Annotated in this window: 25 protein-coding genes and 1 pseudogene; 10 read left to right on the top strand and 16 right to left on the bottom strand. The window is 72.5% G+C overall.

Features of this window, described 5'->3' with window-relative positions; genetic code table 11:
• Window positions 1-53: 53 nt before the first annotated feature.
• The 3 genes from ACIGQF_RS25460 to ACIGQF_RS25450 form a co-directional block, all read right to left on the bottom strand.
• Window positions 54-1,298: a GNAT family N-acetyltransferase gene (locus tag ACIGQF_RS25460; RefSeq protein ID WP_399714342.1), complete on the bottom strand. Its 1,245-nt coding sequence runs from the start codon at window positions 1,296-1,298 to the stop codon at window positions 54-56.
• Between the two features lie 89 nt (window positions 1,299-1,387).
• On the bottom strand, window positions 1,388-2,380 hold the full coding sequence (locus ACIGQF_RS25455; RefSeq protein ID WP_399714340.1) for an asparaginase: 993 nt from the start codon (window positions 2,378-2,380) through the stop codon (window positions 1,388-1,390).
• 63 nt (window positions 2,381-2,443) lie between these two features.
• Window positions 2,444-2,986, bottom strand: coding sequence for an ABC transporter substrate-binding protein (locus tag ACIGQF_RS25450; protein WP_399714337.1), 543 nt, complete (start codon window positions 2,984-2,986; stop codon window positions 2,444-2,446).
• Window positions 2,987-3,421: 435 nt separating this feature from the next.
• Between ACIGQF_RS25450 and dtd the strand changes: the two genes are divergently transcribed.
• Window positions 3,422-3,847, top strand: coding sequence for a D-aminoacyl-tRNA deacylase (gene dtd / locus ACIGQF_RS25445; RefSeq protein WP_361558960.1), 426 nt, complete (start codon window positions 3,422-3,424; stop codon window positions 3,845-3,847).
• Window positions 3,848-3,872: 25 nt separating this feature from the next.
• Here the strand turns inward: dtd and ACIGQF_RS25440 are convergent, their stop codons facing one another.
• The 10 genes from ACIGQF_RS25440 to ACIGQF_RS25395 all read right to left on the bottom strand — a co-directional run bounded on the left by ACIGQF_RS25440 (window position 3,873) and on the right by ACIGQF_RS25395 (window position 10,665).
• Window positions 3,873-4,856, bottom strand: a complete 984-nt coding sequence (locus ACIGQF_RS25440; RefSeq protein ID WP_399714334.1) for a YgfZ/GcvT domain-containing protein — start codon at window positions 4,854-4,856, stop codon at window positions 3,873-3,875.
• A gap of 70 nt (window positions 4,857-4,926) precedes the next feature.
• Window positions 4,927-5,385 (bottom strand): Fur family transcriptional regulator, encoded by a 459-nt coding sequence (locus tag ACIGQF_RS25435; RefSeq protein WP_399714331.1) that lies wholly within the window; start codon window positions 5,383-5,385, stop codon window positions 4,927-4,929.
• A 33-nt stretch (window positions 5,386-5,418) separates the two neighbouring features.
• Window positions 5,419-6,012 (bottom strand): FABP family protein, encoded by a 594-nt coding sequence (locus ACIGQF_RS25430; protein ID WP_399714328.1) that lies wholly within the window; start codon window positions 6,010-6,012, stop codon window positions 5,419-5,421.
• A gap of 257 nt (window positions 6,013-6,269) precedes the next feature.
• Window positions 6,270-6,527 (bottom strand): DUF3099 domain-containing protein, encoded by a 258-nt coding sequence (locus ACIGQF_RS25425; RefSeq protein WP_399714325.1) that lies wholly within the window; start codon window positions 6,525-6,527, stop codon window positions 6,270-6,272.
• 169 nt (window positions 6,528-6,696) lie between these two features.
• A complete protein-coding gene (locus ACIGQF_RS25420) occupies window positions 6,697-6,984 on the bottom strand; it encodes a DUF1416 domain-containing protein (protein WP_030254814.1) in 288 nt (95 codons plus the stop codon).
• Window positions 6,985-7,022: 38 nt separating this feature from the next.
• Window positions 7,023-7,868 carry a sulfurtransferase gene (locus ACIGQF_RS25415; RefSeq protein WP_399714322.1) on the bottom strand — a complete coding sequence of 282 codons (846 nt, stop codon included), beginning with the start codon at window positions 7,866-7,868 and terminating at the stop codon, window positions 7,023-7,025.
• Between the two features lie 140 nt (window positions 7,869-8,008).
• On the bottom strand, window positions 8,009-8,104 hold the full coding sequence (locus ACIGQF_RS25410; protein ID WP_351594259.1) for a putative leader peptide: 96 nt from the start codon (window positions 8,102-8,104) through the stop codon (window positions 8,009-8,011).
• Window positions 8,105-8,316: 212 nt separating this feature from the next.
• Entirely contained in the window at window positions 8,317-8,994 is a 678-nt protein-coding gene (locus tag ACIGQF_RS25405; protein ID WP_399714320.1) for a DUF2993 domain-containing protein, read from the bottom strand.
• A 166-nt stretch (window positions 8,995-9,160) separates the two neighbouring features.
• The gene (locus tag ACIGQF_RS25400) at window positions 9,161-10,360 is read right to left on the bottom strand and encodes a hypothetical protein (protein ID WP_399714317.1); all 1,200 of its coding nucleotides are present in this window, start codon (window positions 10,358-10,360) and stop codon (window positions 9,161-9,163) included.
• A gap of 8 nt (window positions 10,361-10,368) precedes the next feature.
• Entirely contained in the window at window positions 10,369-10,665 is a 297-nt protein-coding gene (locus ACIGQF_RS25395) for a MoaD/ThiS family protein (protein ID WP_399714315.1), read from the bottom strand.
• Between the two features lie 119 nt (window positions 10,666-10,784).
• Here ACIGQF_RS25395 and ACIGQF_RS25390 point away from each other — a divergent pair, with 119 nt between their 5' ends.
• The gene (locus tag ACIGQF_RS25390) at window positions 10,785-12,518 is read left to right on the top strand and encodes an ABC transporter ATP-binding protein (protein ID WP_399714312.1); all 1,734 of its coding nucleotides are present in this window, start codon (window positions 10,785-10,787) and stop codon (window positions 12,516-12,518) included.
• Window positions 12,519-12,634: 116 nt separating this feature from the next.
• Window positions 12,635-14,536, top strand: a complete 1,902-nt coding sequence (locus ACIGQF_RS25385) for an ABC transporter ATP-binding protein (RefSeq protein ID WP_399714456.1) — start codon at window positions 12,635-12,637, stop codon at window positions 14,534-14,536.
• Window positions 14,537-14,557: 21 nt separating this feature from the next.
• Here ACIGQF_RS25385 and ACIGQF_RS25380 read toward each other — a convergent pair whose 3' ends face one another.
• Window positions 14,558-15,178, bottom strand: coding sequence for a TetR/AcrR family transcriptional regulator (locus ACIGQF_RS25380; protein WP_399714310.1), 621 nt, complete (start codon window positions 15,176-15,178; stop codon window positions 14,558-14,560).
• A gap of 112 nt (window positions 15,179-15,290) precedes the next feature.
• Here ACIGQF_RS25380 and ACIGQF_RS25375 point away from each other — a divergent pair, with 112 nt between their 5' ends.
• Window positions 15,291-16,163 carry an NAD(P)-dependent oxidoreductase gene (locus ACIGQF_RS25375; protein ID WP_399714307.1) on the top strand — a complete coding sequence of 291 codons (873 nt, stop codon included), beginning with the start codon at window positions 15,291-15,293 and terminating at the stop codon, window positions 16,161-16,163.
• Here ACIGQF_RS25375 and ACIGQF_RS25370 read toward each other — a convergent pair.
• A pseudogene (locus ACIGQF_RS25370) lies at window positions 16,123-17,056 on the bottom strand (alpha/beta hydrolase). The gene ACIGQF_RS25375 and the pseudogene ACIGQF_RS25370 sit on opposite strands and share 41 nt — an antisense overlap.
• Before the next feature lie 297 nt (window positions 17,057-17,353).
• Here ACIGQF_RS25370 and ACIGQF_RS25365 point away from each other — a divergent pair.
• The 6 genes from ACIGQF_RS25365 (at window position 17,354) to ACIGQF_RS25340 (ending at window position 22,915) form a co-directional block, all read left to right on the top strand.
• The gene (locus ACIGQF_RS25365; RefSeq protein WP_361558999.1) at window positions 17,354-18,166 is read left to right on the top strand and encodes a response regulator transcription factor; all 813 of its coding nucleotides are present in this window, start codon (window positions 17,354-17,356) and stop codon (window positions 18,164-18,166) included.
• Window positions 18,167-18,190: 24 nt separating this feature from the next.
• On the top strand, window positions 18,191-19,216 hold the full coding sequence (locus tag ACIGQF_RS25360) for a LacI family DNA-binding transcriptional regulator (protein ID WP_399714304.1): 1,026 nt from the start codon (window positions 18,191-18,193) through the stop codon (window positions 19,214-19,216).
• A gap of 109 nt (window positions 19,217-19,325) precedes the next feature.
• The gene (locus tag ACIGQF_RS25355; RefSeq protein ID WP_399714301.1) at window positions 19,326-20,393 is read left to right on the top strand and encodes a S1C family serine protease; all 1,068 of its coding nucleotides are present in this window, start codon (window positions 19,326-19,328) and stop codon (window positions 20,391-20,393) included.
• Between the two features lie 39 nt (window positions 20,394-20,432).
• The gene (locus ACIGQF_RS25350) at window positions 20,433-20,663 is read left to right on the top strand and encodes a hypothetical protein (RefSeq protein ID WP_399714299.1); all 231 of its coding nucleotides are present in this window, start codon (window positions 20,433-20,435) and stop codon (window positions 20,661-20,663) included.
• A gap of 45 nt (window positions 20,664-20,708) precedes the next feature.
• Window positions 20,709-21,443: a response regulator transcription factor gene (locus tag ACIGQF_RS25345; protein WP_399714297.1), complete on the top strand. Its 735-nt coding sequence runs from the start codon at window positions 20,709-20,711 to the stop codon at window positions 21,441-21,443.
• 59 nt (window positions 21,444-21,502) lie between these two features.
• On the top strand, window positions 21,503-22,915 hold the full coding sequence (locus tag ACIGQF_RS25340) for a sensor histidine kinase (RefSeq protein WP_399714453.1): 1,413 nt from the start codon (window positions 21,503-21,505) through the stop codon (window positions 22,913-22,915).
• Here ACIGQF_RS25340 and ACIGQF_RS25335 read toward each other — a convergent pair.
• Window positions 22,912-24,363, bottom strand: coding sequence for an FG-GAP-like repeat-containing protein (locus ACIGQF_RS25335; RefSeq protein ID WP_399714295.1), 1,452 nt, complete (start codon window positions 24,361-24,363; stop codon window positions 22,912-22,914). The genes ACIGQF_RS25340 and ACIGQF_RS25335 overlap by 4 nt on opposite strands.
• Window positions 24,364-24,425 lie beyond the last annotated feature (62 nt).

Here is a 24,425-nt window from a genome sequence, read left to right as displayed (position 1 = left end):
CCGCCACTTTATGCAGGCCAGGGCCGTGGTCGGCGAGTCGGCGGCAGGACGCCTCAGAACATGTCCGGGCACCAGGGCCGCCGCGCGGCCCGCAGCAGCACGTCCGCGGTGGCCAGCGCGCCCGCCCGGTCCTCCTGGATCCGGCCGAGCGCCGCGAGCCGCGTGGCCGACTCGTCGCCCAGGTACAGCGAGGCCAGGTCGCGTACGTCCAGGGTGAGGTCGGCGGAGCGTGTCGTGGACGTACACGTGGCGCCCTCGGGCCCGGCGTCGAGGTGGTACCGGCCGGCGGCGTAACCGGCCGTATCGGCCACCTCCAGCACCAGGGAGCCCGGTACCGCGTACGTCCGCGCCGCCAGCAGGCGTGGCACGTCCAGCGGGCGGATCCACAGGTAGTCGGCGTGCTCCTCGATGTTCGCGGCGCGCGGGTCGCCGAGCAGCAGCGGCAGGGTGTCGTCCGGTGGGCGCTCCCCGGTCCGTACGTGCCACACCCAGTCGATCGAGCACAGGAAGTGCCACAGGGCGCGCTCGGCCTCCGGACTGACCGCGATCAGCTTTCTGACGTAGGCGGTCTGCTCGGGCTGCTTCTGCTCCCAGCGGTCGTCACAGGTGTACGTGACCAGGCCGTCGACCTCGCCGGACGCCGACCGGTACACGGCATGGAAGGGGTCCTTCCATTCCAGCGCCGGCCACTGGACCTCGCCGGTCGCGAGCTGCCACCAGCGTGCGTCGCGCGAGACGGCGCCGTGCTGCTGTGCCCGGAAGCGGTCGTGCAGGACCGGGCCGAGGGCGCGGACTTCGGCGGGGCTCACGAATTCCACCCGGCCGCCGCTCTCCGCCCCCGGGCGGCCGGAGCCGAGCTGGGCGCGGGCCACGTCGATGCGCCACTCGGTGAAGTGGGTGGCGGGCCCGAAGCCGTACCGCCCGTAGATCGGGTACTCCGCGGCGACCAGCGTGGCCACCGCCTCGCCGCGCTCGCGCGCCGCGGCCAGGTCCCGCTCGATCATCCGGCTGAGCAGGCCGCGGCGGCGGTGCGTGGGCGAGACGGTCACCTGGCTCACGGCGTCGGCCGGCACCCGGGCGCCGCCTACGACGGTCAGCTCCTGCGCGAAGCTGCGGAAGGTCGCGACGCACTGCCCGTCGTCGAAACCGCCCTGCAGACGGGCGAAGTCGGCGCCGCCGCGGCGGAATTCGAGCTCTTCCTTGGTCAGTGTCCCCGGCGGCCGGGTGAAGCCGGTGGCCACCGCCTCCATCCAGCCGGTGAACTCCGCCTCGTCGACCGCGCGCACCTCAACGCTCATGTGCGTACGCTAGCCACCGTCCTGACAGGTTGTCGCCCGGATTAATGCCGTGCCGCGGGGGCACGAACGTCAGCGCGCCGGCCGCTGATTCAGAAGGCCGCCGCCCGGATCTCGCCCACGCGCTCGGCGCCGCCCAGCAGCGGGACGTCCGCGATGCGGTCGAGGACCGGGGCGTCGACGCCCATGAGACGCAGCGTGCGGGCGAGTATCGGGCCGAGCGTGCGGGTCGCACCGTCGTCGATCTTGAAGGCGAGCGCGCGGCCGTCGGGCAGCGCCAGCGCCTGAACGGCCTCGGCGCCCATCTTCGACAGCACGCCGGGGATCTCCCGCATCAGCCAGGTGTCGGGGCGGCGGGTGCCCGCGACGTACTCCGGGTGGGCGCGCATCGCGTCCGCCACCCGGCGCTCGGGCGTGCCGGGCGCGGCCAGGACGAAGTGCCGGTACGCGCGTGCCAGGCCGGTCAGCGAGAGGGCCATCAGGGGCGCGCCGCAGCCGTCGGTGCCGATGTGGTCGACGGCCTCGCCGCTCGCGTCCCGTACGGCCTCCAGGACCAGCCGCTGGAGCGGGTGGTGCTGGTCGAGGTAGTTCTCCAGGGGCCAGCCGTTGGCGGCGCAGGCGGCGAGCATCGCGGTGTGCTTGCCGGAGCAGTTCATGGTCAGCGGGTCGCGGACCTTGCCGGCGGCCAGGTAGTTCTCCGCCTCGGCCGGGTCGAGCGGCAGGTCGGGCGGGGTCTGCAGCTGCTCGGGGGCGAGGTCGTACTCGGCGAGCATCTTCTGCACGAGATCGAGGTGAAAGCTTTCCCCGGAGTGGCTGGCGGCAGCCAGGGCCAGGCGCTCGCCGGAGAGGTCCAGGCCCGCGCGGAGGATCGCTGTGGCCTGCATCGGCTTGTTCGTGGAGCGCGGGAAGACCGGCGCTGCCACATCGCCCAAAGCCAGGTCCACGCTGCCGTCCGCGGCCAGGACGACCAGCGAGCCGCGGTGCACGCCCTCGACGAAGCCGGAGCGGACGACCTCGGCGAGCACGGGCGGGAGGGGCGGCTGCTGCTCGGTTATCGCACCGGGGGTGTCGGCGGAGGAGGTCATCGCGGGCCTTCCGGGGTCGCGGACCCGCCTCCCACGAGGACCGGACGGCGGGGGACCGCCGGATCAGGAGAGCAGGTCGTCTACTTGTGCTTCCCCTTCACGGTACCTGCGGGCGATCTCCGCGCTGCAATCGTCGGCCGTGCGCTGGAGCGACTGGCGGCGCAGCGAGACCTGCTGCTCGTACTGGACCAGCCGCCCCATCGCCTCCCGCAGCTCGGTGTCCGTGCGCGCGCCCAGGTCGGACAGCTCGACCTCGCCGAGCATGTCGTCGGCCAGCCGGCGGTACTCCTCGCTGTGCGGCGTTCCGACCGTCACGTGCCGGGCCGAGGAGCGGTGCCGCGAGGGCTCGTCCGTCAGGATCTCCGGCAGCCGGTCCAGGACCGTGGTCTGGGGCGCCGCGCGCCGCGCCGTCTCCGCGCGGAGGATGTCGATGCGGCCCTGGAGCAGTCGCCGTACGTAGCTGAGGTCGGCCTCCTCCTGCTGCGCGTCCCGGCGCAGCTTGCGGATCTCGGGCAGGTCGAGGCCCGAGAGGTCGGGCCGGGGGGCCGGACGGAAGCGGTCGCGTTGCAGCGGAGGGCGGGGCTGAGCCGGGCCTGCGGGGAGCATGGGGCCATCCTCGGTGCGGTCGCCGGGCCGCGCCGGGCGCCCGGGCGGGGGCGACGGCTCGGGCCGGGACGTGGACATCGTCGGCAGGGGCAGGGGCAGGGGCAGGGGCAGGGGCAGGGGCAGGGGCCCGCGCGCGGAGACCGCCGCTGCCCCTTGGGCGGATGTACGGGCAAAAGGTACGGAACCGGAGGATGTCTGCCCGGTGCCGGCGGTGCTCATGCGTGTGTCCGTCCCCTCGTGCGGCGCGGTCCGGAGCCACGTGGTCCCGCGCACCGCGTGCAGGCATCGTGCCACTGCGAGAGGTGCGCGCGCAGGGTCATTGGCCCGCGAACGGTCCGTGTGGGGGTACGGCGGGCGGCGCGGTTGGGCTGTCCGGGTGGTGAGGCGCTCACACCCGCCGGGGTGGCCTGGGGTGGCGACCGGCATCATGGCGGTATGCGAGCAGTGGTGCAGAGGGTGAACGGCGCACGCGTCGACGTGGCCGGCGAGACCGTCGGCGAGGTCGTGGGGGAGGGCCTGTGCGTCCTGGTCGGCGTGACGCACGACGACACCCCGGAGAAGGCCGCGCAGCTGGCCCGCAAGCTGTGGTCGGTACGGATCCTCGACGGTGAGAAGTCGTGCTCGGACACGGGCGCGGGACTGCTGGTGATCAGCCAGTTCACGCTGTACGGGGATGCCCGCAAGGGCCGCCGCCCCACCTGGAACGCGGCGGCGCCGGGGCCGGTCGCCGAGCCGCTCGTCGACGAGGTCGTCGCGCAGCTGCGGACGCTCGGCGCGCAGGTGGAAACGGGCCGGTTCGGCGCGGACATGAAGGTCTCGCTGACGAACGACGGCCCGTTCACGGTGCTTCTGGAGGTCTGACGCGGCCCGGCGGGCCGCGCGCCCGCTACGGCTCGACCACGATCTCCTGGGCCGCCGCCGTGCTGTCCGCCATCAGTTCGGCGTTCGCCTTCACGTTCCGCTTGACCAGGGCCAGCGCGATCGGGCCCAGCTCGTGGTGGCGGGCCGAGGTCGTGATGAAACCGATCTGGCGCCCCTCGGGGCCGTCGGCGGCGAGCCGGACCGGCGTACCGTGCCCCGGCAGCTTCACCTCGCTGCCGTCCAGGTGCAGGAAGACCAGCCGGCGCGGCGGCTTCCCCAGGTTGTGGACGCGGGCGACGGTCTCCTGGCCGCGGTAGCAGCCCTTCTGGAGGTGGACGGCCGTGCCGATCCAGCCCAGCTCGTGCGGGATGGTGCGGTGGTCGGTCTCCAGACCCAGCCGCGGCCGGTGCGCCTCGACGCGCAGCGCCTCCAGGGCGAGCACGCCGATCGCCGGGCCGTGCGTCCCGGCGAAGTCCTCCAGGGAGGCGCGCGGCAGGAAGAGGTCGCGGCCGTGCGGCGTCTCGCGGACGGCGGCGGCGTCCTTGGGCGTCTCGGCGATGGAGCCGGCCGGCAGGTGCACGACGGCCAGCTCGTCCGTACGGTCGGCCACCTCGACCCGGTAGAAGAACTTCATGCTCTCCAGGTACGCGAGCAGCGCTTCCTGGGTGCCGGGTTCGGTGTGCAGCCAGGTCGTCTCGCCGTCGTCGACGAGGTAGAGCGCGTGCTCGATGTGGCCGTTGGCGGAGAGGATCAGCGCCTCGGTGGCGTGGCCGGGCGCCAGCTCGCTGACGTGCTGGGTGAGCAGCAGGTGCAGCCAGCTCAGCCGCTCGGGGCCGGAGACGGCGAGCACGCCGCGGTGCGAGAGGTCCACGAAGCCCGCGCCGTCCGCAAGGGCGCGTTGCTCGCGGAAGAGGTCGCCGTAGTGCGCGGCGACGCCTTCGTCGGGGGCCTCGGCGGGGACGGCACCGGGCAGCGACAGCAAGGGGCTGGCTTCTGATGGACGCAGCATGTGTCCCAGCGTACGTCCCGGTAGTACCGGTCGGCCGGTCCGTCCCGGTGGGTGAGCGGGGAGCCCGGTCTCAGCCGGAATCCGCCGCGTGCGCCCCGTCCTCGCCGGCCGCCTTCGCGGTGCACTCCCGGCACCGGCCGAAGATCGCGAAGTGCTTCAGGTCCGTGTCGAACCCGAAGGTCTTCTGCAGCGTCTCCCGGAAGGGCGCGGCGACCGACAGGTCGGCCTCGATCACCTCGGTGCAGTCCCGGCACACCAGGTGGATGTGGTGGTGCCGGTCGGCGAGGTGGTACGTGGGCGCGCCGTGCCCGAGGTGGGCGTGGCTGACGAGGCCCAGCTCCTCCAGCAGCTCCAGGGTGCGGTAGACCGTGGAGATGTTGACGCCGCCCGCCGTTTTGCGTACCTCGGTGAGGATCTCGTCGGGCGTGGCGTGCTCCAGCCGGTCGACCGCCTCCAGCACGAGCTGCCGCTGGGGCGTCAGACGGTATCCGCGCTTGCGGAGGTCGCTCTGCCAGTCGGTGGTCACCACGCCCCCAGTGTAGGTACGCCCGTCGGCGGGCCGTTACGGCTTGTAGGGCGTGCCGTCCGGGTTGAAGAAGGAGACGCCGTCGGGCATGTCCTCGGGCAGGCTCTCCGCCCACTCCTTGAGGTCGGCGTCCGCGACCTTCTTGAGGTGGGCCGACATGTACGGGCGCAGCGGGACGTCCGGCGTCGCCTTCTCGCCGACCCACATCAGGTCGCTGTTGACGTAGCCGTACAGCCGCTTGCCGCCGCTGTACGGGCCCGAGGCCTCGGTACGGGCCACGGCGTCCGTCGCCAGGTCGATCTGCGGCTTCTGGTCGGCCAGCTCGCCGTACCAGACCTCGACGACGCCCTGGTCGCGGACCATGACGATCTCGACCTTGCGGTCCTTGTCGATGCGCCAGTAGCCGCTCTCGGACTCCAGCGGGCGGACCTTCTTGCCCTCGCCGTCGAGCACCCAGCTGTGCGAGTGGTACTCCAGGAAGTCACGGCCGTCGTGGGAGAAGGTGACCTCCTGCCCGAAGTTGCACTTCTCGGTGCCGGGGAAGTCGGCGACGCCCGCACCCTCCCAGTTGCCCAGGAGGAAGGCCAGCGGTACGAGGGCCGGGTTCAGGTCGGACGGGATCTCGATCATGAGAGCTCAGGCGATCTATAGGAGGTGGACAGGCTCGGTCCGGGCGCGGTCAGCGCTGACCCTGGTAGAGCTTCTTCCAGGTCAGACCGGCGAAGGCGACGACGCCGACGGCGACCAGGACAAGCAGGGCGGTGAAGAATGCCTCAAGCACGAGCGCGCTCCTCGGACAGAGTGAGGGTTTACGGACCGTAGGTGAGTCTAGTCGCCGCAGGGAGCGACGGCGCTGTGAGGTCCGCCCCAGGGGCCCGGACGGGCGCTCACCGGTGGTCCTGGTCGTCCAGCTCGCGCCACCAGCGGTCGGACTCCGGGTCGCCGGACTCGTCCCACCAGCGCTCACCCGGCTCCCTGCGGTTCGCCACGATCGCCGCGAAGGGCGGGATGACCATGGCGACCACGCACATCGCGACTGCCGCCGGAAGCGACCACAGCCGCACGACGCCCCACGCCAGGACGAAGAGCGCGATGCAGGTGGCCATCATGGCGTAGTACCTGCGGTGACGGCGCTGCACGGACATACCCCCACGGTAGATCCGGGCGGCGGGCCTGAACAGCGCTGCGCCCTCCGTTGCGGCGAGCCGTACGGAGGGCGGGAAAGCGCGGAGGACCGCAACCCCGGCCAAGGCGTCCAAACCCCTGGGGTGCGGCCCTCCAGCCGTGTTGCGGACCGTCCGGGAACGGTCTGCGTCAGACGGCGATGGCGACCTCCGCGAGGCCACCCTGCTGGGCGACCACGGTGCGGTCGGCGGTGCCGCCCGGGACGAGCGCGCGCAGCGTCCAGGTGCCCTCGGCCGCGTAGAAGCGGAACTGTCCGGTGGCCGAGGTGGGGACCTCGGCGGTGAACTCACCGGTGCTGTCCAGCAGGCGGACGTAACCGGTGACGGGCTCGCCGTCCTTGGTCACGCTGCCCTGGATCGTGGTCTCGCCGGGCTTGATGGTCGACGCGTCGGGGCCGCCGGCCTGTGCTCCACACATGGGAATTCCTTGAGGGGTAGGGAGGGTGGGTCGGGGGCTTACTTGTTGGCGCCGAGCTCGATCGGCACGCCGACGAGCGAGCCGTACTCGGTCCAGGAGCCGTCGTAGTTCTTCACGTTCTCCTGGCCCAGGAGCTCGTGCAGCACGAACCAGGTGAGCGCGGAGCGCTCACCGATGCGGCAGTAGGCGACGGTGTCCTTGGACAGGTCGACCTGCTCGTCCTCGTAGAGGGCCTTGAGCTCCTCGTCGGACTTGAAGGTGCCGTCGTCGTTGGCGTTCTTCGACCACGGGATGTTGCGGGCGCTCGGCACGTGGCCGGGGCGCTGCGACTGCTCCTGCGGGAGGTGCGCCGGGGCGAGCAGCTTGCCGCTGAACTCGTCGGGGGAGCGGACGTCCACCAGGTTCTTGTTGCCGATCGCGTTCACGACGTCGTCGCGGAAGGCGCGGATGGAGGTGTCCTGCGGCTTGGCCTTGTACTCGGTCTTCGCGCGGTTCGGGACCTGCGAGCCGTCGACCAGGTCGCGGGAGTCCAGCTCCCACTTCTTGCGGCCGCCGTCGAGGAGCTTGACGTCCTGGTGGCCGTAGAGCTTGAAGTACCAGTACGCGTAGGAGGCGAACCAGTTGTTGTTGCCGCCGTAGAGGACGACGGTGTCGTCGTTGGCGATGCCCTTCTCCGACAGGAGCTTCTCGAAGCCCTCCTGGTCGACGAAGTCACGGCGCACCGGGTCCTGCAGGTCCTGCTGCCAGTCGATACGGACCGCGTTCTTGATGTGGTTCTTGTCGTAGGCCGAGGTGTCCTCGTCCACCTCGACGAGGACCACGTTGGGGTCGTCGATGTGGGCCTCGACCCAGTCGGCGTCGACGAGGACGTCGCTACGGCTCATGGTTTTCTCCTCCGGGGCAGTTTCGGATGCGGTTGCGCAGGAGTACGCCGGTACGCGCGGCGGCATCAGAGGCGCGCGGCGCTGCGCGGGGGTACAGGCGGAATGGCCTCAAGGCCGGGAGGACGGGTGGCAGAAACCCGTCAGACAGAGCGACAGAGCATGGCGGCGACGCGGCACAGGTCGACTGCCCGCCGCTTCGTGAGATCCGCCTGTCCCCGCGTACGGGAACGGCTCATCAGGCTCTGCATGGCTCCGATCGTAAAGAGGGACAGCGGGGCGTGTCACCGGTGTGTCGGATTCTGAGACGTGAGCGTCCGCGATGTGGAAGCGGAGGGCGGGAACGGCTGTGCGCGAGCCGCCCGGCGGCGGGCCGGACGGCCTTCACGGGTCGCGGTACGGACAGGCCCGTCTCAAAGTATGGACGCGGGTCTCCGTGGCGGCCGCCGGGTCAGCCCGGCAGCTTGACGTCGGTGCCCCTCGCGGAGATCGCTATGCCGTCGCGGGTGGTCGTCACGCGGTCCAGCTTCAGCCCGGCCGGCAGCTCGCCCAGCTTCCAGTCGTGATCCGTACGGGCCCGCACCTTGTCCTCGCAGCCGGGGACCGCGGTGCACAGCGTCGGGAGCTCGTCGGCGCGCAGCCGTATCGTGTCGCCGCCCACCGTCGAGACGGTGCCGACCACGTCGAGCGAGTCGAGCACGGGGATGTCCGGCGAGATCTTGACCTGGCTCTTGCCGCCGCTCGTGCCGCCGTACGAGATGCGCACGCCGTCCCCCGCCGCCCTGGTCAGGTCGGCGTAGCCGATACGGGCCTCGCCGGTCGCCGAGGCCGCGCCCTCGATGGAGGTGTAGTCGCTGCTCAGCTTTACGTCGTGGAACTGGGCCGACAGCTCCGAGACCCGCAGCCGGTGCCCCTCGGCGGTGGCCTCGATGCCGCCGAGCGAGGCGTCGACCTCGGTGAGGGTGCCGCTCGCGACCTGGGTGAGGAAGGGGAAGCCCTTGATGGAGACCTGTGGCGTCTCGCTCACCCCCAGGCTGCCCTGGATCTTCTCGGCGGCCTTGTCCTCGGCGAAGTTCACGGCCAGCCGGTCGGCGGCGACGAACAGCGCCGCGACGACGACCAAGAACACCAAGAGCCTTCTCAGAGCGCGCATCGAACCCCTTCCCCCCATGCTTCGGTGTGACGCCGAGCCTAACCGGGCACCTTGTGCGACGGCATGAACAGGCCGGTCACGCTTCCTCCGTAAGGAGCGTGACCGGCCCGAAGAGGTTGCGCACGGGTGCCGGGAAAACTGCTCAGCCCAGCGTGCGGCCCAGGACGTAGACGGCGGGGGCGGCGAGCGCCAGCGGCAGCGCGACGCCGGCCGTGAGGTGCACGAACCGCGAGGGGTAGTCGTAGCTGGCGACCCGCAGGCCGATCAGCGCGCAGCCGCCGGCCGCGAAGCCGAGGACGGCACCGGCCGCGCCGTCGCCGCCGAACTGTCCGGCCGCGATCCCCGCACCGGTCGCGGCCAGCAGCGCCAGTACGACCGAGACCGGTCCGGGCAGCGGCAGCGCGCGGGCGAGCACCGCGACCGCCACGGCCACGGCGCCGGTGACCGTGGCGTGCGGCTCGGCCGCGAGATGGCCGGCGGCCAGCACCGCCAGCGCGGACGAGGTGAGCCCCGCGGTCAGCGCGTACATCCGCTCGTCCGCGCTGCTGCGGTTGCGCAGCTGCAGGACGAGGACGAGCAGGCACCACACGCCGAGCGTGCCGATGCCCACCACGGGAGCGGCCTCGCGGTCGGTGACCAGCAGCGCGACGTCGGTGACCAGGCCGCTGAGGAACGCCAGCGCGATGCCCTGACGGGCCGGCCACATGCCGTTCAGCCGGAACCAGCCGGCCGCCGTGACCGCCTGGAGGACCGCGACCACCACGGCCGGGAACACCCGGGGCAGCGGCGCCGCCAGCGCGAGCAGCACGGCGAGCCCCGCGGTGAGCGCGGCGGGCTGGAACCCGGGCGGGATGATCGGAGAGTGGCCCAGGGCGCGGGCGCGCTGGTTGGGCGCGAGGTGCGAGAGGTCGTCGTCGGCCGCGGCCCGCCGCGCGGGCTCCTGGGCCGCCGGCTGCGCTGCCGCGGGCTGGGCGGGGACGTGCGTGGTCTCCGCCGCGGCGGGGGCGTGCGCGGGCTGCCCCGCCTCGGTCTCCCAGGTCGCGCCGTCCCAGGTCTGGGTCTGCGGCTGCGCGTACGGCGCCCGGTGCTGCGCGTACGGGTCGGCGTACGGGTCCTGGCCGTTGGCGTACGGGCCCTGGGCGTGCGCGTACTGGCCCTGTGCGTACTGACCCTGGGCGTACGGATCCTGGGTGCCGGCGTACGGGGCCTGCGGGTGGCCGCCCTGGAAGTGGCCGCCCTGGCCCTGGCCGTACGCGTCACCGCCGTACGCGCCGTTGTCGTACGCCGGGTCCTCGTAGGACCCGTACCGCTGCCCGTACGGGCCGTGCTGCTGGTCGCTCATCTCGGCGCTCATCCTCCCGCGAACGGTGGGAGGACCTCGACGGTGCCGCCCTGGGACAGTGGGACAGCGGCGTGGTCGCGGCTGCCGACCGCGGTGCCGTCGACGAGGAACGAGCAGCGCAGCAGGACGCGGGCGAACTCCGGGTTCGCCTCGTGCGCCGCGCGCGCCGCATCCAGCGCCTCGGCGAGCGTGCGCGCGGTGTACGGCTCCTCGGCCGTGCCGGCCGCGGCCTTCGCCGCCGCCCAGTAGCGGACGGTGCCTGTTGTTGTCACGGACGGCCCCTTCTCCTTCGTTGCCGCCTCCATGATGGCCTACGCCGCCGGACGCGCGGCCCCGGGCAAGGGATGGCAAAGCCTCGCGGCCGGAACCCCGTAAGACAGAAATATCGGTTGCTGCGGGCAAACGTTCGCATAGGCTTCGGCGCGTGCTGGTCCGACTCGCCATGGCGCATTTGCGCCCCCACAGACGTTCGATATCCCTGATCGTGCTGCTCCAGCTCGTCCAGACGCTGGCCACGCTCTATCTCCCCACTCTCAACGCCGAGATCATCGACAACGGTGTCGTCGCGGGCGACACCGGCTACATCCTCAGCACCGGCGGCTTCATGATCGCCGTGACGCTGCTGCAGATCGTCTGCGCGATCGGCGCCGTCTACCTGGGCGCCCGTACGGCCATGGCGCTCGGCCGCGACATCAGGGCCGCCGTCTTCGACCGGGTGCAGTCCTTCTCCGCGCGCGAGCTCGGCTCCTTCGGCGCGCCCTCGCTCATCACCCGTACCACCAACGACGTCCAGCAGGTCCAGATGCTGGTGCTGATGACGTTCACGATGATGGTCGCGGCGCCGATCATGATGATCGGCGGCGTCGTCATGGCGCTCAACCAGGACGTGCCGCTCTCCGGCCTGCTGCTGGTCGTCGTCCCGCTGCTCGGCGTGCTGGTGACGATGGTCGTCCGGCGGATGCGGCCGCTCTTCCGCGGCGTGCAGGAGCGCATCGACACCGTCAACCGCGTGCTGCGCGAGCAGATCACCGGCATCCGGGTCATCCGCGCCTTCGTCCGGGACCAGCACGAGCGGACCCGCTTCGAGCGGGCCAACACTGACCTGTACGACGTCTCGCTGCGCGCCGGCCGGCTGATGTCGATGATGTTCCCGCTGGTCATGCTCATCGTGAACGCCTCCAGCGTGGCCGTCGTCTGGTTCGGCGGACACCGCATCGACAGCGGCGGCATGGAGATCGGCGCGCTGACGGCCTTCCTCAGCTACCTCATGTACATCCTGATGTCGATCATGATGGCCACGTTCATGGTCATGATGCTGCCGCGCGCCGAGGTCTGCGCCGAGCGCATCCAGGAGGTGCTGGCCACCGACACCAGCGTCACCCCGCCCGCCGCCGGCATCACCGAGCTGCGCCGCCACGGCGAGCTGGAGCTGCGCGGCGTGGAGTTCCGCTTCCCCGGTGCCGAGGAGCCGGTCCTCAAGGACGTCTCCCTCGTGGCCCGGCCCGGCGAGACCACCGCCGTCATCGGCTCCACCGGCAGCGGCAAGTCCACCCTCCTCGGCCTGGTGCCCCGGCTGTTCGACGCGACCGGCGGCGTGGTGCTCGTGGACGGCGAGGACGTACGCGGACTCGACCCGCGCACCCTCTCCGACGCCATCGGCCTCGTACCGCAGAAGCCGTACCTCTTCTCCGGGACCGTCGCGAGCAACCTGCGCTACGGCAAGCCGGACGCCACCGACGAGGAGCTGTGGCACGCGCTGGAGACCGCGCAGGCCCGCGACTTCGTCGAGCGGATGGAGGGTGGCCTGGAGGCGTCGATCGCGCAGGGCGGCAGCAATGTCTCCGGCGGCCAGCGGCAGCGCCTGGCCATCGCCCGTGCGCTGGTCCGCAGGCCCGAGATCTACCTCTTCGACGACTCCTTCTCCGCGCTGGACTACGCCACCGACGCCGCCCTGCGGGCCGCGCTGGCCCGCGAGACCGGCCGGGCGACCGTGGTGATCGTCGCGCAGCGGGTGTCCACCATCCGCGGCGCCGACCGGATCGTGGTCCTGGACGAGGGGCGGGTCGTCGGCACGGGGACGCACACCGAGCTGATGGCGGCGAACGAGACGTACCGGGAGATCGTGCTCTCCCAGCTCACCGAGCAGGAGGCGGCGTGAGTACCCCGGACAAGGGCGGTGCCCAGGGCAAGGGCAGCTCTCCCGCGAAGGGCGCGGCCCCGCAGAAGGCGGCCCCGCAGGCGGGCCCCAGACCCGGCGCGGGTCCGGCCCGCTTCATGGGCGGCCAGCCGACCGAGAAGTCCATGGACTTCAAGGGCTCGGGCAAGCGGCTGCTGCGCCAGATGCGGCCCGAGCGCGCCATCGTCACCGTCGCGCTGCTGCTCGGCACGGTCAGCGTCGCGCTGACGGTCGCCGGGCCCAAGGTGCTCGGCCACGCCACCGACCTGATCATGGCCGGCATCGTCGGCCGCCAGCTGCCCGCGGGGATCAGCAAGGAGCAGGCCGTCGAGGCCCTCCGCGCTCAGGGCAAGGACGGGCTGGCCGACATCCTCGGCACGATGCCCGTGGTCCCCGGCCGCGGCATCGACTTCGGCGCCGTCGGCACGGTGCTCCTCTGGGTCTTCGCGATCTACCTCGCGTCCTCCCTCTTCGGCTTCGTGCAGGCCCGCATCGTCACCACGGTGGTGCAGCGGACCGTCTACCGGCTGCGCGAGCAGGTGGAGGAGAAGCTGGCCCGGCTGCCGCTGAGCTACTTCGACAAGCAGGCGCGCGGCGAGGTGCTCTCCCGCGCGACGAACGACATCGACAACATCCAGCAGACCTTCCAGCAGACGTTCAGCCAGATCGTCGCCTCGCTGCTGACGATCGTCGGCGTGCTGGCGATGATGTTCTGGATCTCGCCGCTGCTGGCGCTGGTCGCGCTGATCACCGTGCCGGTGTCGGTGGTGGTCGCCACCCGGATCGGCAAGCGGGCGCAGCCGCAGTTCGTCCAGCAGTGGAAGACCACCGGCACGCTCAACGCCCACATCGAGGAGATGTACACCGGGCACTCCCTGGTCAAGGTCTTCGGCCGCCAGCAGGAGTCCGCCGAGATCTTCCGCAAGGAGAACGAGGACCTCTACGAGGCGGGGTTCCGGGCGCAGTTCATCTCGGGCGTCATCCAGCCCGCGATGATGTTCATCGGCAACCTCAACTACGTCCTGGTGGCCGTCGTCGGCGGCCTCCGCGTCGCCTCGGGCGCGCTCTCCATCGGTGACGTGCAGGCGTTCATCCAGTACTCCCGGCAGTTCAGCCAGCCGCTCACCCAGGTCGCCTCGATGGCCAACCTGGTGCAGTCCGGCGTCGCGTCGGCCGAGCGGGTCTTCGAGCTGCTGGACGCCGAGGAGCAGGAGCCGGATGCGCAGCAGCCGCCGCGCCCCGACCACGTCACGGGCAAGGTCGCCTTCGAGCGGGTCTCCTTCCGGTACGACCCGGAGAAGCCGCTCATCGAGGACCTGTCGCTAGCCGTCAGCCCCGGCCAGACCGTCGCCATCGTCGGGCCCACCGGAGCCGGCAAGACGACGCTGGTCAACCTCCTCATGCGGTTCTACGAGGTGAGCGGCGGCCGGATCACGCTGGACGGCGTGGACATCGCCGCGATGGCCCGCGAGGAGCTGCGCGCGAACATCGGGATGGTGCTCCAGGACACCTGGCTGTTCGGCGGCACCATCGCGGAGAACATCGCGTACGGCGCCCCCGAGGGCACCTCGATGGACAAGATCGTCGAGGCGGCGAAGGCCACCCACGTCGACCGCTTCGTGCGCACCCTCCCCGACGGCTACGACACCGTCATCGACGAGGAGGGCGGCAACGTCTCGGTAGGCGAGAAGCAGCTGATCACGATCGCCCGGGCCTTCCTCGCCGAGCCCGCGATCCTGGTCCTGGACGAGGCGACCAGCTCGGTGGACACCCGTACCGAGCTCCTCATCCAGCAGGCCATGGCGCAGCTGCGGTCCGGCCGGACGAGCTTCGTGATCGCGCACCGGCTCTCCACGATCCGCGACGCCGACCTGATCCTGGTCATGGAGTCCGGCTCGATCGTCGAACAGGGCACGCACGACGCCCTGCTGGCGGCGGACGGCGCGTACGCACGGTTGTACGCGGCCCAGTTCGCGGAGGCCGTGGCGGAGACCGACTGACGTCGCGCCCGGCCGGCGGGCCTACAGGTACAGCCTGATCAGCCGCTCCAGATGGTGCCCCGCCACCTGGAGCGGCTTTTCGCTGCGCCGGAGCTGAGCGGCCATCTCCGCGCCCTCCAGGGTGTTCATGACGGTGAGGGCCAGGTCGGCCGCGTCGGCCGCGGAGATGCCGGCGGTACGGAACTTGTCGCGCAGCACGTCCTGCCAGTGCTGGAGCGCCTCGGCGCAGGCGCGCTCCAGGTCGGGGGCGCGGCCGACGGTCTCCAGGGCCGTGGTGGTGACCGGGCAGCCGTCGGTCCAGCCGGAGGCGCGCAGCTCCTCGCCGAGCATGCGGGTGCACGTCACGACGGCGTCGGCGGGGTCCTCGGCGCTCGCCATCGCCGTCCGCAGCAGCTCGGTCATCTCGTCGTCGCTGTGCCGGATCGCCTCGGCCGCCAGCGCCTGCTTGCCGCCGGGGAAGAAGTGGTAGACGGAGCCGAGGGTGGCGTCGGCCTCGCGGGCGATCTGCTTGATGCCGCTGGCCTCGTAGCCCTGCCGCTGGAGCAGCCGTGCGGTGGCCGCGAGGATCCGGTCGCGGGTGCCGGGGGCGGCCGGGCCGCCGTCCGTTCCGGCCCCGGCCGTGCCGCCCTTGGTCTTCTGCATGTGCCGATCGTATCCGCGCACGCAATTAAGTAGAGCGTTCGTTTTAGAGGGTGCTATCGTGCTCACGTTCTAAATAGAACGCTCGTTTTAGTGAATGTCGAAGGGGTGGGGCATGAGCAAGCAGGGCGTGACACTGATCGGGCTCGGACCGATGGGGCGGGCCATGGTCCGGGCGCTGCTGGCGGCCGGGCACCCGGTGACGGTCTGGAACAGGACCGCGAGCCGGGCGGACGACCTGGTGGCGGAGGGGGCGGCGCGGGCCGGCACGGTGGCGGACGCGCTCGCGGCCAACGAGCTGGTGGTGCTGAGCCTGACGGACTACGCCGCGATGTACGCGGTACTGGAGCCGGCCGCGGCCGCGCTGGACGGACGGGTCGTGGTCAACCTCAGCTCCGACACCCCGGAGCGGGCCCGCGAGGGCGCGGAGTGGGCGGCGGGGCACGGGGCGCGGTACCTCACCGGCGGTGTGCAGGTCCCGGCGCCGCTGGTCGGGCAGCCGGGGTCCGCCACCTTCTACAGCGGTCCCGAGGATGTCTTCGAGGCGCACCGGGCCACGCTGGAGGTGCTCACCGAAGCCGACTACCGCGGCGCCGACCCGGGCCTCTCACAGGTCTACTACCAGGCGCTGATGACCGTCTTCTGGACCACGCTGACCGGGCACCTGCAGGCCCAGGCGCTGGCCGGGGCGCACGGCATCCCGGCGGCCGAGTACCTGCCGTACGCGGCGCGGGCGGAGGAGACCGCGGCGTCCTTCCTGCCGGCGATCGCGGCGGACGTGGCGGCCGGGCGGTACCCGGGGGACGAGGCGACCCTCGCGATGTGCGCGGCCACCACCGAGCACGCGCTGCAGGCGGCGCGGGACGCGGGCCTGGACACCACGGTCCCCGCGGCCCTGGCGGCCCTGTTCGGCCGGGGCGTGGCGGCGGGGTACGGCGCGGAGAGCTTCACCAGCCTGATCGAGATGGTGCGGAAGCCCGCCGACTGATCAGTCCCCGGCGGGCCCGGCCGTCCGTGTGCCGAGCCCCCCCCGCGATCCGGTCCAGCAGGTCCGGGGCCGCGGCGTTCTCCGCGTGGCCGTAGCCGCGCTCGCTCCACAGGTCGGTGGAGCCGGGCGCGGCTGCGGCCGCCGGCGCGCGGGGATGGTCGGGCGGGAAGTAGGGGTCGCGGTCGCCGTGCACGAGGAGCAGCGGAGCGGGCGCGATCATCGGCGCCGCCTCGGTGAGGGAGAGCGGCACCGGATCCCCTGCCTCGGAGTGGATGCGGGTGCGCAGCCCCAGCCGCCCCACGAGGCGGCCCGGCGGCCGTTCCACCACCCAGTGCAGCCGCCGCATCGCCGCGGTACCGCGGTAATACCAGCGGGCAGGGGCGCTCACGGCCACCACCATGTCGGTGTGCGCACCTGTGCGCCCCTCATGCTTCGGGCGGTACTGGGCGGCGTGCCGGATCACGACCGACCCGCCCTCCCCCACTGCCCTGAAGGCGTGGGAGGTGCCCCCAGAATCCGACCGTGGCCACACGGGTGTGACCCAGGGTGCGCGCCCAGCGCACCACGGCCGCCAGGTCCAGCACCTCCCGGTCACCCGCCGTGGACCGCCCACCCGAACGGCCGTGACCCTGGAACGAGAACGTGATCACGGGGCTGTACTGCGCGAACGCGGCGGCGGCACGGCGCAGCGCGGGACGGTCCAGGGAGCCGGTGAAGCCGTGCGCGAGGACCACGACGAGGCCGTCCGGAGGGCCGGACGGCGTGTGGGCGCAGGGGGTGCGCCCGGCCTCGATGCACACGCCGTCGTCCGTCAACAGGGCTATGCGCCGGCCACTCGAAGTGATCGAAGGAACACGAGATCGCGCAAAGTCGGCCGCCGGCCGGGAAGGCATGTGGGCTATTCTGTCGGGCATGGAGGATCCGGGCAGCGTAGCCCCCGGGTCCTTTTGTGCTTTCGGACGCGCGGTGCGCGGATGAGCGCAGGCGTGCTCCATGGGTGCGGAGCGTGCCGGAGTGCTCACGTTTCCGGAGGCACGCGAGCCTCGCAACGGCGCGGGGCCCGCGACCGTACGAAGCAGTGCCGCAAAGTCCTCGCAGGCAGGGACCGAGGAGGAACCGATGGGCGAGCGAAGCGTGCAGAAGACCCGAACGGACAGGCGACGACGGACGACCCGGGCGGGTGATGAGCGATGAGCTCGCTGCTGCTTCTCACGAACGCCCTCCAGCCCTCCACGGAGGTGCTCCCCGCACTCGGCCTCCTGCTGCACAGCGTGCGCGTCGCCCCGGCCGAGGGCCCGGCCCTGGTGGACACCCCCGGCGCCGACGTCATCCTCATCGACGGCCGCCGCGACCTGCCGCAGGTCCGGTCGCTCTGCCAGCTGCTGCGCTCCACCGGCCCCGGCTGTCCCCTCGTCCTGGTCGTGACCGAGGGCGGCCTCGCCGCCGTCACCGCCGACTGGGGCATCGACGACGTACTCCTCGACACCGCGGGCCCCGCCGAGGTCGAGGCGCGGCTGCGGCTCGCCATGGGCCGCCAGCAGGTCACCACGGACGACAGCCCGATGGAGATCCGCAACGGCGACCTCTCGGTGGACGAGGCCACCTACAGCGCCAAGCTCAAGGGCCGGGTCCTGGACCTGACCTTCAAGGAGTTCGAGCTGCTCAAGTACCTCGCGCAGCACCCGGGCCGGGTCTTCACCCGCGCCCAGCTGCTCCAGGAGGTCTGGGGCTACGACTACTTCGGCGGCACCCGCACGGTCGACGTGCACGTACGGCGGCTGCGCGCCAAGCTCGGCCCGGAGCACGAGTCGCTCATCGGCACGGTGCGCAACGTCGGCTACCGCTTCGTCGTACCGGAGAAGGTCGAGCGGGCCGCCGAGGAGGCCAAGGAGAAGGCCGCCCAGCAGGCCGAACGCGCCGCTGCGCGGGCCGCGGCCGAGGCGCGCGAGCACACCGCCGACCGGAGCGCGGCGGCGGGCGGCGTACGCCCTGCCAAGCGGTAGCACCACCCGCGTAGACTGCCGCGCGTGGCCAAGGTGACGCGGGATGATGTGGCGAGGCTGGCGGGGACGTCCACCGCCGTGGTGAGTTACGTCATCAACAACGGACCGAGGCCGGTCGCCCCGGCCACGCGCGAGCGGGTGCTCGCCGCGATCAAGGAGCTGGGGTACCGGCCGGACCGCGTCGCGCAGGCCATGGCCTCCCGGCGCACCGACCTCATAGGGCTCATCGTGCCCGACACCCGGCAGCCGTTCTTCGCGGAGATGGCGCACGCCGTGGAGCGTGCCGCCTCCGAGCGCGGCAAGATGGTGCTGGTCGGTAACGCCAACTACGAGGACGAGCGCGAGGTTCACTACCTCCGCGCCTTCCTCGGCATGCGGGTCGCCGGGCTCATCCTGATCAGCCAGGGCCCCAGCGAGCACGCCGCCACCGAGATCGACACCTGGGACGCCCGCGTGGTGCTGCTGCACCGCCGCCCCGACGCCATAGACGACGTCGCCGTGATGGCGGACGACATCGGCGGCGCCCAGCTCGCCACCCGCCACCTCCTGGAGCACGGCCACCCCTACGTCGCGTTCTTCGGCGGCCTGGAGGAGACGCCCAAGTCCGGCGACCCGGTCACCGACCACGTCGAGGGCTGGCGGCGGGCCATGCAGGAGGCCGGCCGCCCGACCGAGGGCCGCTACTTCCACGCCCCGTACAACCGCTACGAGGCCTACCCGATCGCGCTGAAGCTCCTCGAAAGCCCGGACCGGCCGCCGGCGATCATGTGCGCCACCGACGACCAGGCCATCGCCGTGCTGCGCGCGGCCCGCGAGCTGCGCATCGACGTGCCGGGCGAGCTGGCGGTGGCGGGCTTCGACGACGTGAAGGAAGCGGCGCTGACCGACCCGCCGCTGACCACGGTCGGCTCCGACCGCGAGGCGATGGCCCGTACGGCGGTGGACCTGGTGCTCGACGACGCGCTGCGGCTGGCCGGGTCGCGCCGGGAGCGGCTGCGGCAGTACCCGTCCCGGCTGGTGGTCCGCCAGTCCTGCGGCTGCACGGGCTGAGCCTCCCGAAGGGCGGCGAGGGCGTCTTTATACCGGGCATACCCACTTCTGCCGGACCTCTCAGGGTGCTCTCAGCTTGTTCTCATGCACGGCTCGCAGAGTCGTAGACATGACCGAGAGCTACCGCCGAAGCGGCGAAGAGACCCCGCAGTACGACACCCGGCACACCTCCCCGTACGCGTCCTTCGGCCCGCACGCCGGTGCCGCGCAGGCGGCTTACCCGCCGCCGCCCCCGTATGCCCCGCCGGCCCCGCCCGCCGACAGCGGCCCCGAGGGCGCCCCGCGCCGCAAGGCGCGCCGCCCCGTCGCGCTGATCGCCGCGGTCGCGCTGGCCTCCGGCCTGATCGGCGGCGGCAGCGCCGCGCTCATCGGGAGCGCCACGCAGGGCGGCAGCAGCAGCGGCCAGAGCACCGCCGTCGTCAACGCGGGCGCCACGTCGAACAGCGGGGTCTCCTCGGTCGCCAAGGCGGTCAGCCCCGCGACAGTCGAGATCAAGGCCCGCACCTCCGAGGGCGAGTCCACCGGCTCCGGCGTGGTCATCACCGGCGACGGCGAGATCATCACCAACAACCACGTGGTCTCCGGCGCCGACACCGTCTCGGTGTCCTTCAGCGACGGCTCCACCAAGACCGCCCAGGTCGTCGGCACCGACCCCGGCAAGGACCTGGCGCTCATCAAGATCAAGGGCGGCAAGGACCTCACGCACGCCACCCTCGGCGACTCCAGCAAGCTGGCGGTCGGCGACCAGGTCGTCGCGATCGGCTCGCCCGAGGGGCTCACCGGCTCGGTGACCAGCGGCATCGTCTCGGCGCTCGACCGCGAGGTGACCGTGCCCAAGGAGGACCAGCAGCAACAGCAGCAGGGCCAGGGGCAGGGTGACATGCCGTGGCCGTTCGAGTTCGGCGGCAACCAGTACAACGGTGACACCGGCGACTCGACCACCAGCTACAAGGCCATCCAGACCGACGCCTCGCTCAACCCCGGCAACTCCGGCGGCGCCCTGATCGACATGTCCGGCCGCATCATCGGCATCAACTCCGCGATGTACTCCGCCTCCGGCAGCTCCAACGGCAGCGGCAGCAGCGCCGGCAGCGTCGGCCTCGGCTTCGCCATACCGATCAACACCGTCAAGGCGGACCTGGCCGACCTGCGCGCCGGCGGCACGACGAACAGCTGACCCGAAACCCCGCCACCTGTACACGTACGAGGAGGCACCATGACCACGAGGAACCGCACCACAGGGACCCGTACGACGCGGACCCGCGCCGCGCGGACCCGTATGAAGCGGACCCGTACCACCGTTCCGCTGCACCGTGCGCGGCGCGCGCTCGCCACGGCCGTCAGCCTGAGCGCGGGCGGCGCGGCACCCCACGACCCGCCGCACGCGCCGTACCGGTCCCCGTCCCGCGCCGCGCGGCGCTCCCGCAGACGCGCCGTGCGAGGCTGAGGGGGTCCTGGCCCTCCCTTCACACCTACCGAGGTCACCGAGAACATGAGCGCCGCCGAGCAGGGCGAGACGTCCGCCCGCATCCTGATCGTCGACGACGAGCCCGCCGTCCGCGAGGCCCTGCGCCGCTCGCTCGCCTTCGAGGGGTACGCCACCGACGAGGCCGTGGACGGCCTGGACGCGGTCGAGAAGGTGGCGGCGCACCGGCCCGAACTCATCGTGCTGGACGTGCTGATGCCCCGCATGGACGGCCTGACCGCCGCCCGCCGGCTGCGCGCGAGCGGCCTGACCGTGCCGATCCTCATGCTCACCGCGCGCGACACGGTCGGCGACCGGGTCACCGGACTCGACGCGGGCGCCGACGACTACCTGGTCAAGCCCTTCGAACTGGACGAGTTGCTGGCCCGCATCCGCGCGCTGCTGCGCCGCAGCTCCTACGCGGCGGCCGCGGGGGCGGCCCCCGACGAGGGCGACACGCTCACCTTCGCCGACCTGACCATGAACCTCGCCACCCGTGAAGTCACCCGCGGCGACCGCACCGTGGAGCTGACCCGCACCGAATTCACCCTGCTGGAGATGTTCCTGGCCCATCCGCGCCAGGTCCTCACCCGCGAGCAGATCCTCAAGGCCGTCTGGGGCTTCGACTTCGAGCCCTCCTCCAACTCCCTGGACGTGTACGTGATGTACCTGCGGCGCAAGACCGAGGCCGGCGGGGAGCCCCGGCTGGTGCACACGGTGCGCGGCGTCGGCTACGTCCTGCGTTCCGGCGGTGCCGAGTGAACGTCCGCGAGAGAGCGGCCCAGCGCTACCGCCGGCTGCCGCTCCAGTCCCGGCTGGCGATGCTCACCGCGCTCGCCGTCGCCCTCGCGGTCGCCGCCTCGGCCGCCGCCTGCTGGCTCATCACCCGCGACCGGCTCACCGAGCAGCTGGACGCGACCCTGAGGAGCGTCAGCGTGAACGACGCGTACGTACGGGCGCTGAGCGCCGAGTGCAACGGCACCGCGCAGGGCGTCAGTTTCCCGCCGGCCGGCCCGTACACCGTCCAGCTGGTGTCGGTGGACGGCCGGGTGTGCACCTCGCCTGAGCGGTCGCAGATCCCCGCCACCCGGGCGGACGTCGAGGTCGCGCAGGGCAGGGCCCGTGACGCCATGCACACCGCGCGGGCCGCGAACGGGGCGCAGATGCGGGTCTCGACCGAGGCGTCCCGCGGGTCCGCCACCGACGCGTTCGGCAACCAGGTGGCGGTGTCCGTCGCCACGCCCATGGACCAGGTGTCCCAGCCGCTCAACCAGCTCGCGCTGGTGCTGCTGATCGTCTCCGGGGTCGGTGTGCTGGGCGCAGCGACCACCGGCCTGTGGGTGGCCAGGGCGGGCCTGAAGCCGGTGAACCGGCTCACCGCCGCCGTCGAGCACGTCGCCCGTACGGAAGACCTGGCCGTCCGCATCCCCACCGACGGCGAGGACGAGATCGCCCGGCTCTCCCGGTCCTTCAACTCCATGACCGCCGCGCTCGCCGCCTCCCGCGACCTCCAGCAGCAGCTGATCGCGGACGCGGGCCACGAGCTGCGCACCCCGCTGACCTCGCTCCGCACCAACATCGACCTGCTGGAGCGCAGCGAGCGCACCGGCCGGGCCATCCCGGCCGACGACAAGCTCGCCCTGCTGGACTCGGTGAAGGCGCAGATGGGCGAGCTGGCCGCGCTGATCGGCGACCTCCAGGAGCTGTCCAGGACGCCGGACCACGGGGCCGGCGGCCACGGCGCGCCGCCGGTCGTCGCACTGCACGAGGTCGCGTCGACGGCGCTGGAACGGGCCCGGCTGCGCGGCCCGTCCCTCACCCTCGACGCCGCCCTCGACCCCTGGTACGTACGTGCTGAGCCGGCCGCGCTGGAGCGCGCGGTGGTCAACCTCCTGGACAACGCGGTGAAGTTCAGCCCCGCGGGCGGCACGGTCGAGGTCCGCCTGACGGGCGGCCTGCTGACCGTGCGCGATCACGGGCCCGGCATCCCGGCCGACGAACTCCCGCATGTCTTCGAGCGGTTCTGGCGCTCGCCCTCGGCGCGCAGCCTGCCCGGCAGCGGCCTGGGCCTGTCGATCGTGGCCCGCACGGCGCAGCAGGCGGGCGGCGCCGTCCGGCTCCTCGCGGCGGAGGGCGGCGGCACGCTGGCGGAGCTGACCCTCCCGGGAGCGGCCACGCCGCCCCCGGACCACGCGCCGGAGCCGGGTCCGGGGGGCGGCGCGAGCGGCGGTTAGTGGGCGAAGCCCGACCCCAGGCCGGCGCCCGCCTCGGGGGCGCCGATCGCGCCGGGTCCGTACGAGACGGCGCCGGTCGTCGTCAGCCCGCCGGCCGCGCCCCGCAGGGCCCACACCGCGCCGGTGTCCTTCAGGCTCGTGCCGTCCTCGCCGGGCGCGCCCGCCGCGAGGTCGGCCTTGCCGTCCTTGTCGGTGTCCAGCAGCGAGACCGCCTCGCCGAAGCGGTCACCGGCCTCGGCGACCCCCGGGACCCCGGTGGTCGTCTGGTTGAGCGCCTGCGCGCCGGTGCCGGACAGGCCGCCCTTGCCGCCCTTGAGCAGGACCACGCTGCCCGCGTCCTTCAGGGCGGCGCCGGAGGCCGACGTCAGGTCCTCGAAGGGGACGCCGGCCGCGACGTCCGCGTAGCCGTCGCCGTTCACGTCGCCCGCGCTGAGCGAGTAGCCGAACTGGTCGCCCTCCTCGCCCGCTCCGGGGACGCCCGCGGTGTCCTGGGTGATGGTCGTGGTGCGCTTGCCCGGACCGTCGGCCGAGCCGTACGCGACCTTGACCGTGCCCTTGTCGTACGGGAGGTCCTCCACGACGCCGCCGGGCACGGGGCGGTAGATGAGGTCGCCGTAGCCGTCCTTGTCGACGTCGCCGACCGTGGCCGCCGCGGCGTCCGGCAGCTCCGTGGACTTGGTGGAGAGGCCGTCGGCGGTGCCCTTCCAGAACTCGCTCGACTCCGACATCTCCTCGAACGCGTGCATGCTGACCAGGTCGTCCCGGCCGTCACCGTTGAGGTCACCGGCGGCCAGGTCCTCGGAGTTGAAGAGGTGGCCGGTCATGAGCTCCGAGGTACGGGCGGGCGCCCCGGCCCGGGTGAACGGTCCGTACATCACGTGCAGGGCGGCGGAGTTCTCGTTGCCTTCGCCTTCGGCCACCAGGTCGGTGTGGCCGTCACCGTCGAAGTCGCCCGCGGTGAGGTTGCGGCCGCCGACGCCCTGCAGGCTGCTCGCGCCGCCCTTGCCGTCGGTGGAGCCCCACAGGACCACCGGGCCTCCGGAGCCGGTGATGACGAGGTCGCTGGTGCCGTCGCCGTCCAGGTCGCGGGCGACGGTGCGGTCGCCGAAGCGGGCGCCCTCGGCGGGGTCGCCGGGCACGCCGGCGGTGGCGCGGCTGATGACCTGGTGCTTTCCGGTGGCGGCACCGGAGGCCGAGCCGTAGACGACGGTGACGTAACCGGCCTTCGCCTTGCCGCCGACCGTGCCGCCGGGGGCTCCGGCAACGATGTCGGCGTAGCCGTCGTGGTTGAAGTCGGCCTGCGGGGCGGTGCCCGCCGGGCCCTTCGCGGCGGCGGCCGGCGGGTCTGCGGGTGCCGCGCTCGCCGGGGCGGCGATGGCGAGCGGGGCGGTGAGCAGCGCGGCCACCACGGCGCAGCGCGCTGCGGTGGGGGTGGAACGGTGGCGCACGGTTCCTCCTGACGTCGGCACCCGGACATCCCGGGTGCACCGTTCGTTCACCTCATACGACG

The organism is Streptomyces sp. NPDC053560 (assembly GCF_044544605.1).
In the GTDB taxonomy this organism is placed as follows: Bacteria; Actinomycetota; Actinomycetes; order Streptomycetales; family Streptomycetaceae; genus Streptomyces.
The sequence above is the reverse complement of the archived record's forward strand: the minus strand, read 5'-3'. Positions and strand labels throughout refer to the sequence as shown.

Bases quoted from the DNA above. Each gene is read 5' to 3' on its own strand.
- ACIGQF_RS25460 (WP_399714342.1), bottom strand. From the start codon at position 1,298: ATGAGCGTTGAGGTGCGCGCGGTCGACGAGGCGGAGTTCACCGGCTGG.
- ACIGQF_RS25455 (WP_399714340.1), bottom strand. From the start codon at position 2,380: ATGACCTCCTCCGCCGACACCCCCGGTGCGATAACCGAGCAGCAGCCG.
- ACIGQF_RS25450 (WP_399714337.1), bottom strand. From the start codon at position 2,986: ATGCTCCCCGCAGGCCCGGCTCAGCCCCGCCCTCCGCTGCAACGCGAC.
- dtd (WP_361558960.1), top strand. From the start codon at position 3,422: ATGCGAGCAGTGGTGCAGAGGGTGAACGGCGCACGCGTCGACGTGGCC.
- ACIGQF_RS25440 (WP_399714334.1), bottom strand. From the start codon at position 4,856: ATGCTGCGTCCATCAGAAGCCAGCCCCTTGCTGTCGCTGCCCGGTGCC.
- ACIGQF_RS25430 (WP_399714328.1), bottom strand. From the start codon at position 6,012: ATGATCGAGATCCCGTCCGACCTGAACCCGGCCCTCGTACCGCTGGCC.
- ACIGQF_RS25425 (WP_399714325.1), bottom strand. From the start codon at position 6,527: ATGTCCGTGCAGCGCCGTCACCGCAGGTACTACGCCATGATGGCCACC.
- ACIGQF_RS25420 (WP_030254814.1), bottom strand. From the start codon at position 6,984: ATGTGTGGAGCACAGGCCGGCGGCCCCGACGCGTCGACCATCAAGCCC.
- ACIGQF_RS25415 (WP_399714322.1), bottom strand. From the start codon at position 7,868: ATGAGCCGTAGCGACGTCCTCGTCGACGCCGACTGGGTCGAGGCCCAC.
- ACIGQF_RS25410 (WP_351594259.1), bottom strand. From the start codon at position 8,104: ATGAGCCGTTCCCGTACGCGGGGACAGGCGGATCTCACGAAGCGGCGG.
- ACIGQF_RS25400 (WP_399714317.1), bottom strand. From the start codon at position 10,360: ATGAGCGACCAGCAGCACGGCCCGTACGGGCAGCGGTACGGGTCCTAC.
- ACIGQF_RS25395 (WP_399714315.1), bottom strand. From the start codon at position 10,665: ATGGAGGCGGCAACGAAGGAGAAGGGGCCGTCCGTGACAACAACAGGC.
- ACIGQF_RS25385 (WP_399714456.1), top strand. From the start codon at position 12,635: ATGGGCGGCCAGCCGACCGAGAAGTCCATGGACTTCAAGGGCTCGGGC.
- ACIGQF_RS25380 (WP_399714310.1), bottom strand. From the start codon at position 15,178: ATGCAGAAGACCAAGGGCGGCACGGCCGGGGCCGGAACGGACGGCGGC.
- ACIGQF_RS25375 (WP_399714307.1), top strand. From the start codon at position 15,291: ATGAGCAAGCAGGGCGTGACACTGATCGGGCTCGGACCGATGGGGCGG.
- ACIGQF_RS25365 (WP_361558999.1), top strand. From the start codon at position 17,354: ATGAGCTCGCTGCTGCTTCTCACGAACGCCCTCCAGCCCTCCACGGAG.
- ACIGQF_RS25355 (WP_399714301.1), top strand. From the start codon at position 19,326: ATGACCGAGAGCTACCGCCGAAGCGGCGAAGAGACCCCGCAGTACGAC.
- ACIGQF_RS25350 (WP_399714299.1), top strand. From the start codon at position 20,433: ATGACCACGAGGAACCGCACCACAGGGACCCGTACGACGCGGACCCGC.
- ACIGQF_RS25345 (WP_399714297.1), top strand. From the start codon at position 20,709: ATGAGCGCCGCCGAGCAGGGCGAGACGTCCGCCCGCATCCTGATCGTC.
- ACIGQF_RS25340 (WP_399714453.1), top strand. From the start codon at position 21,503: ATGCTCACCGCGCTCGCCGTCGCCCTCGCGGTCGCCGCCTCGGCCGCC.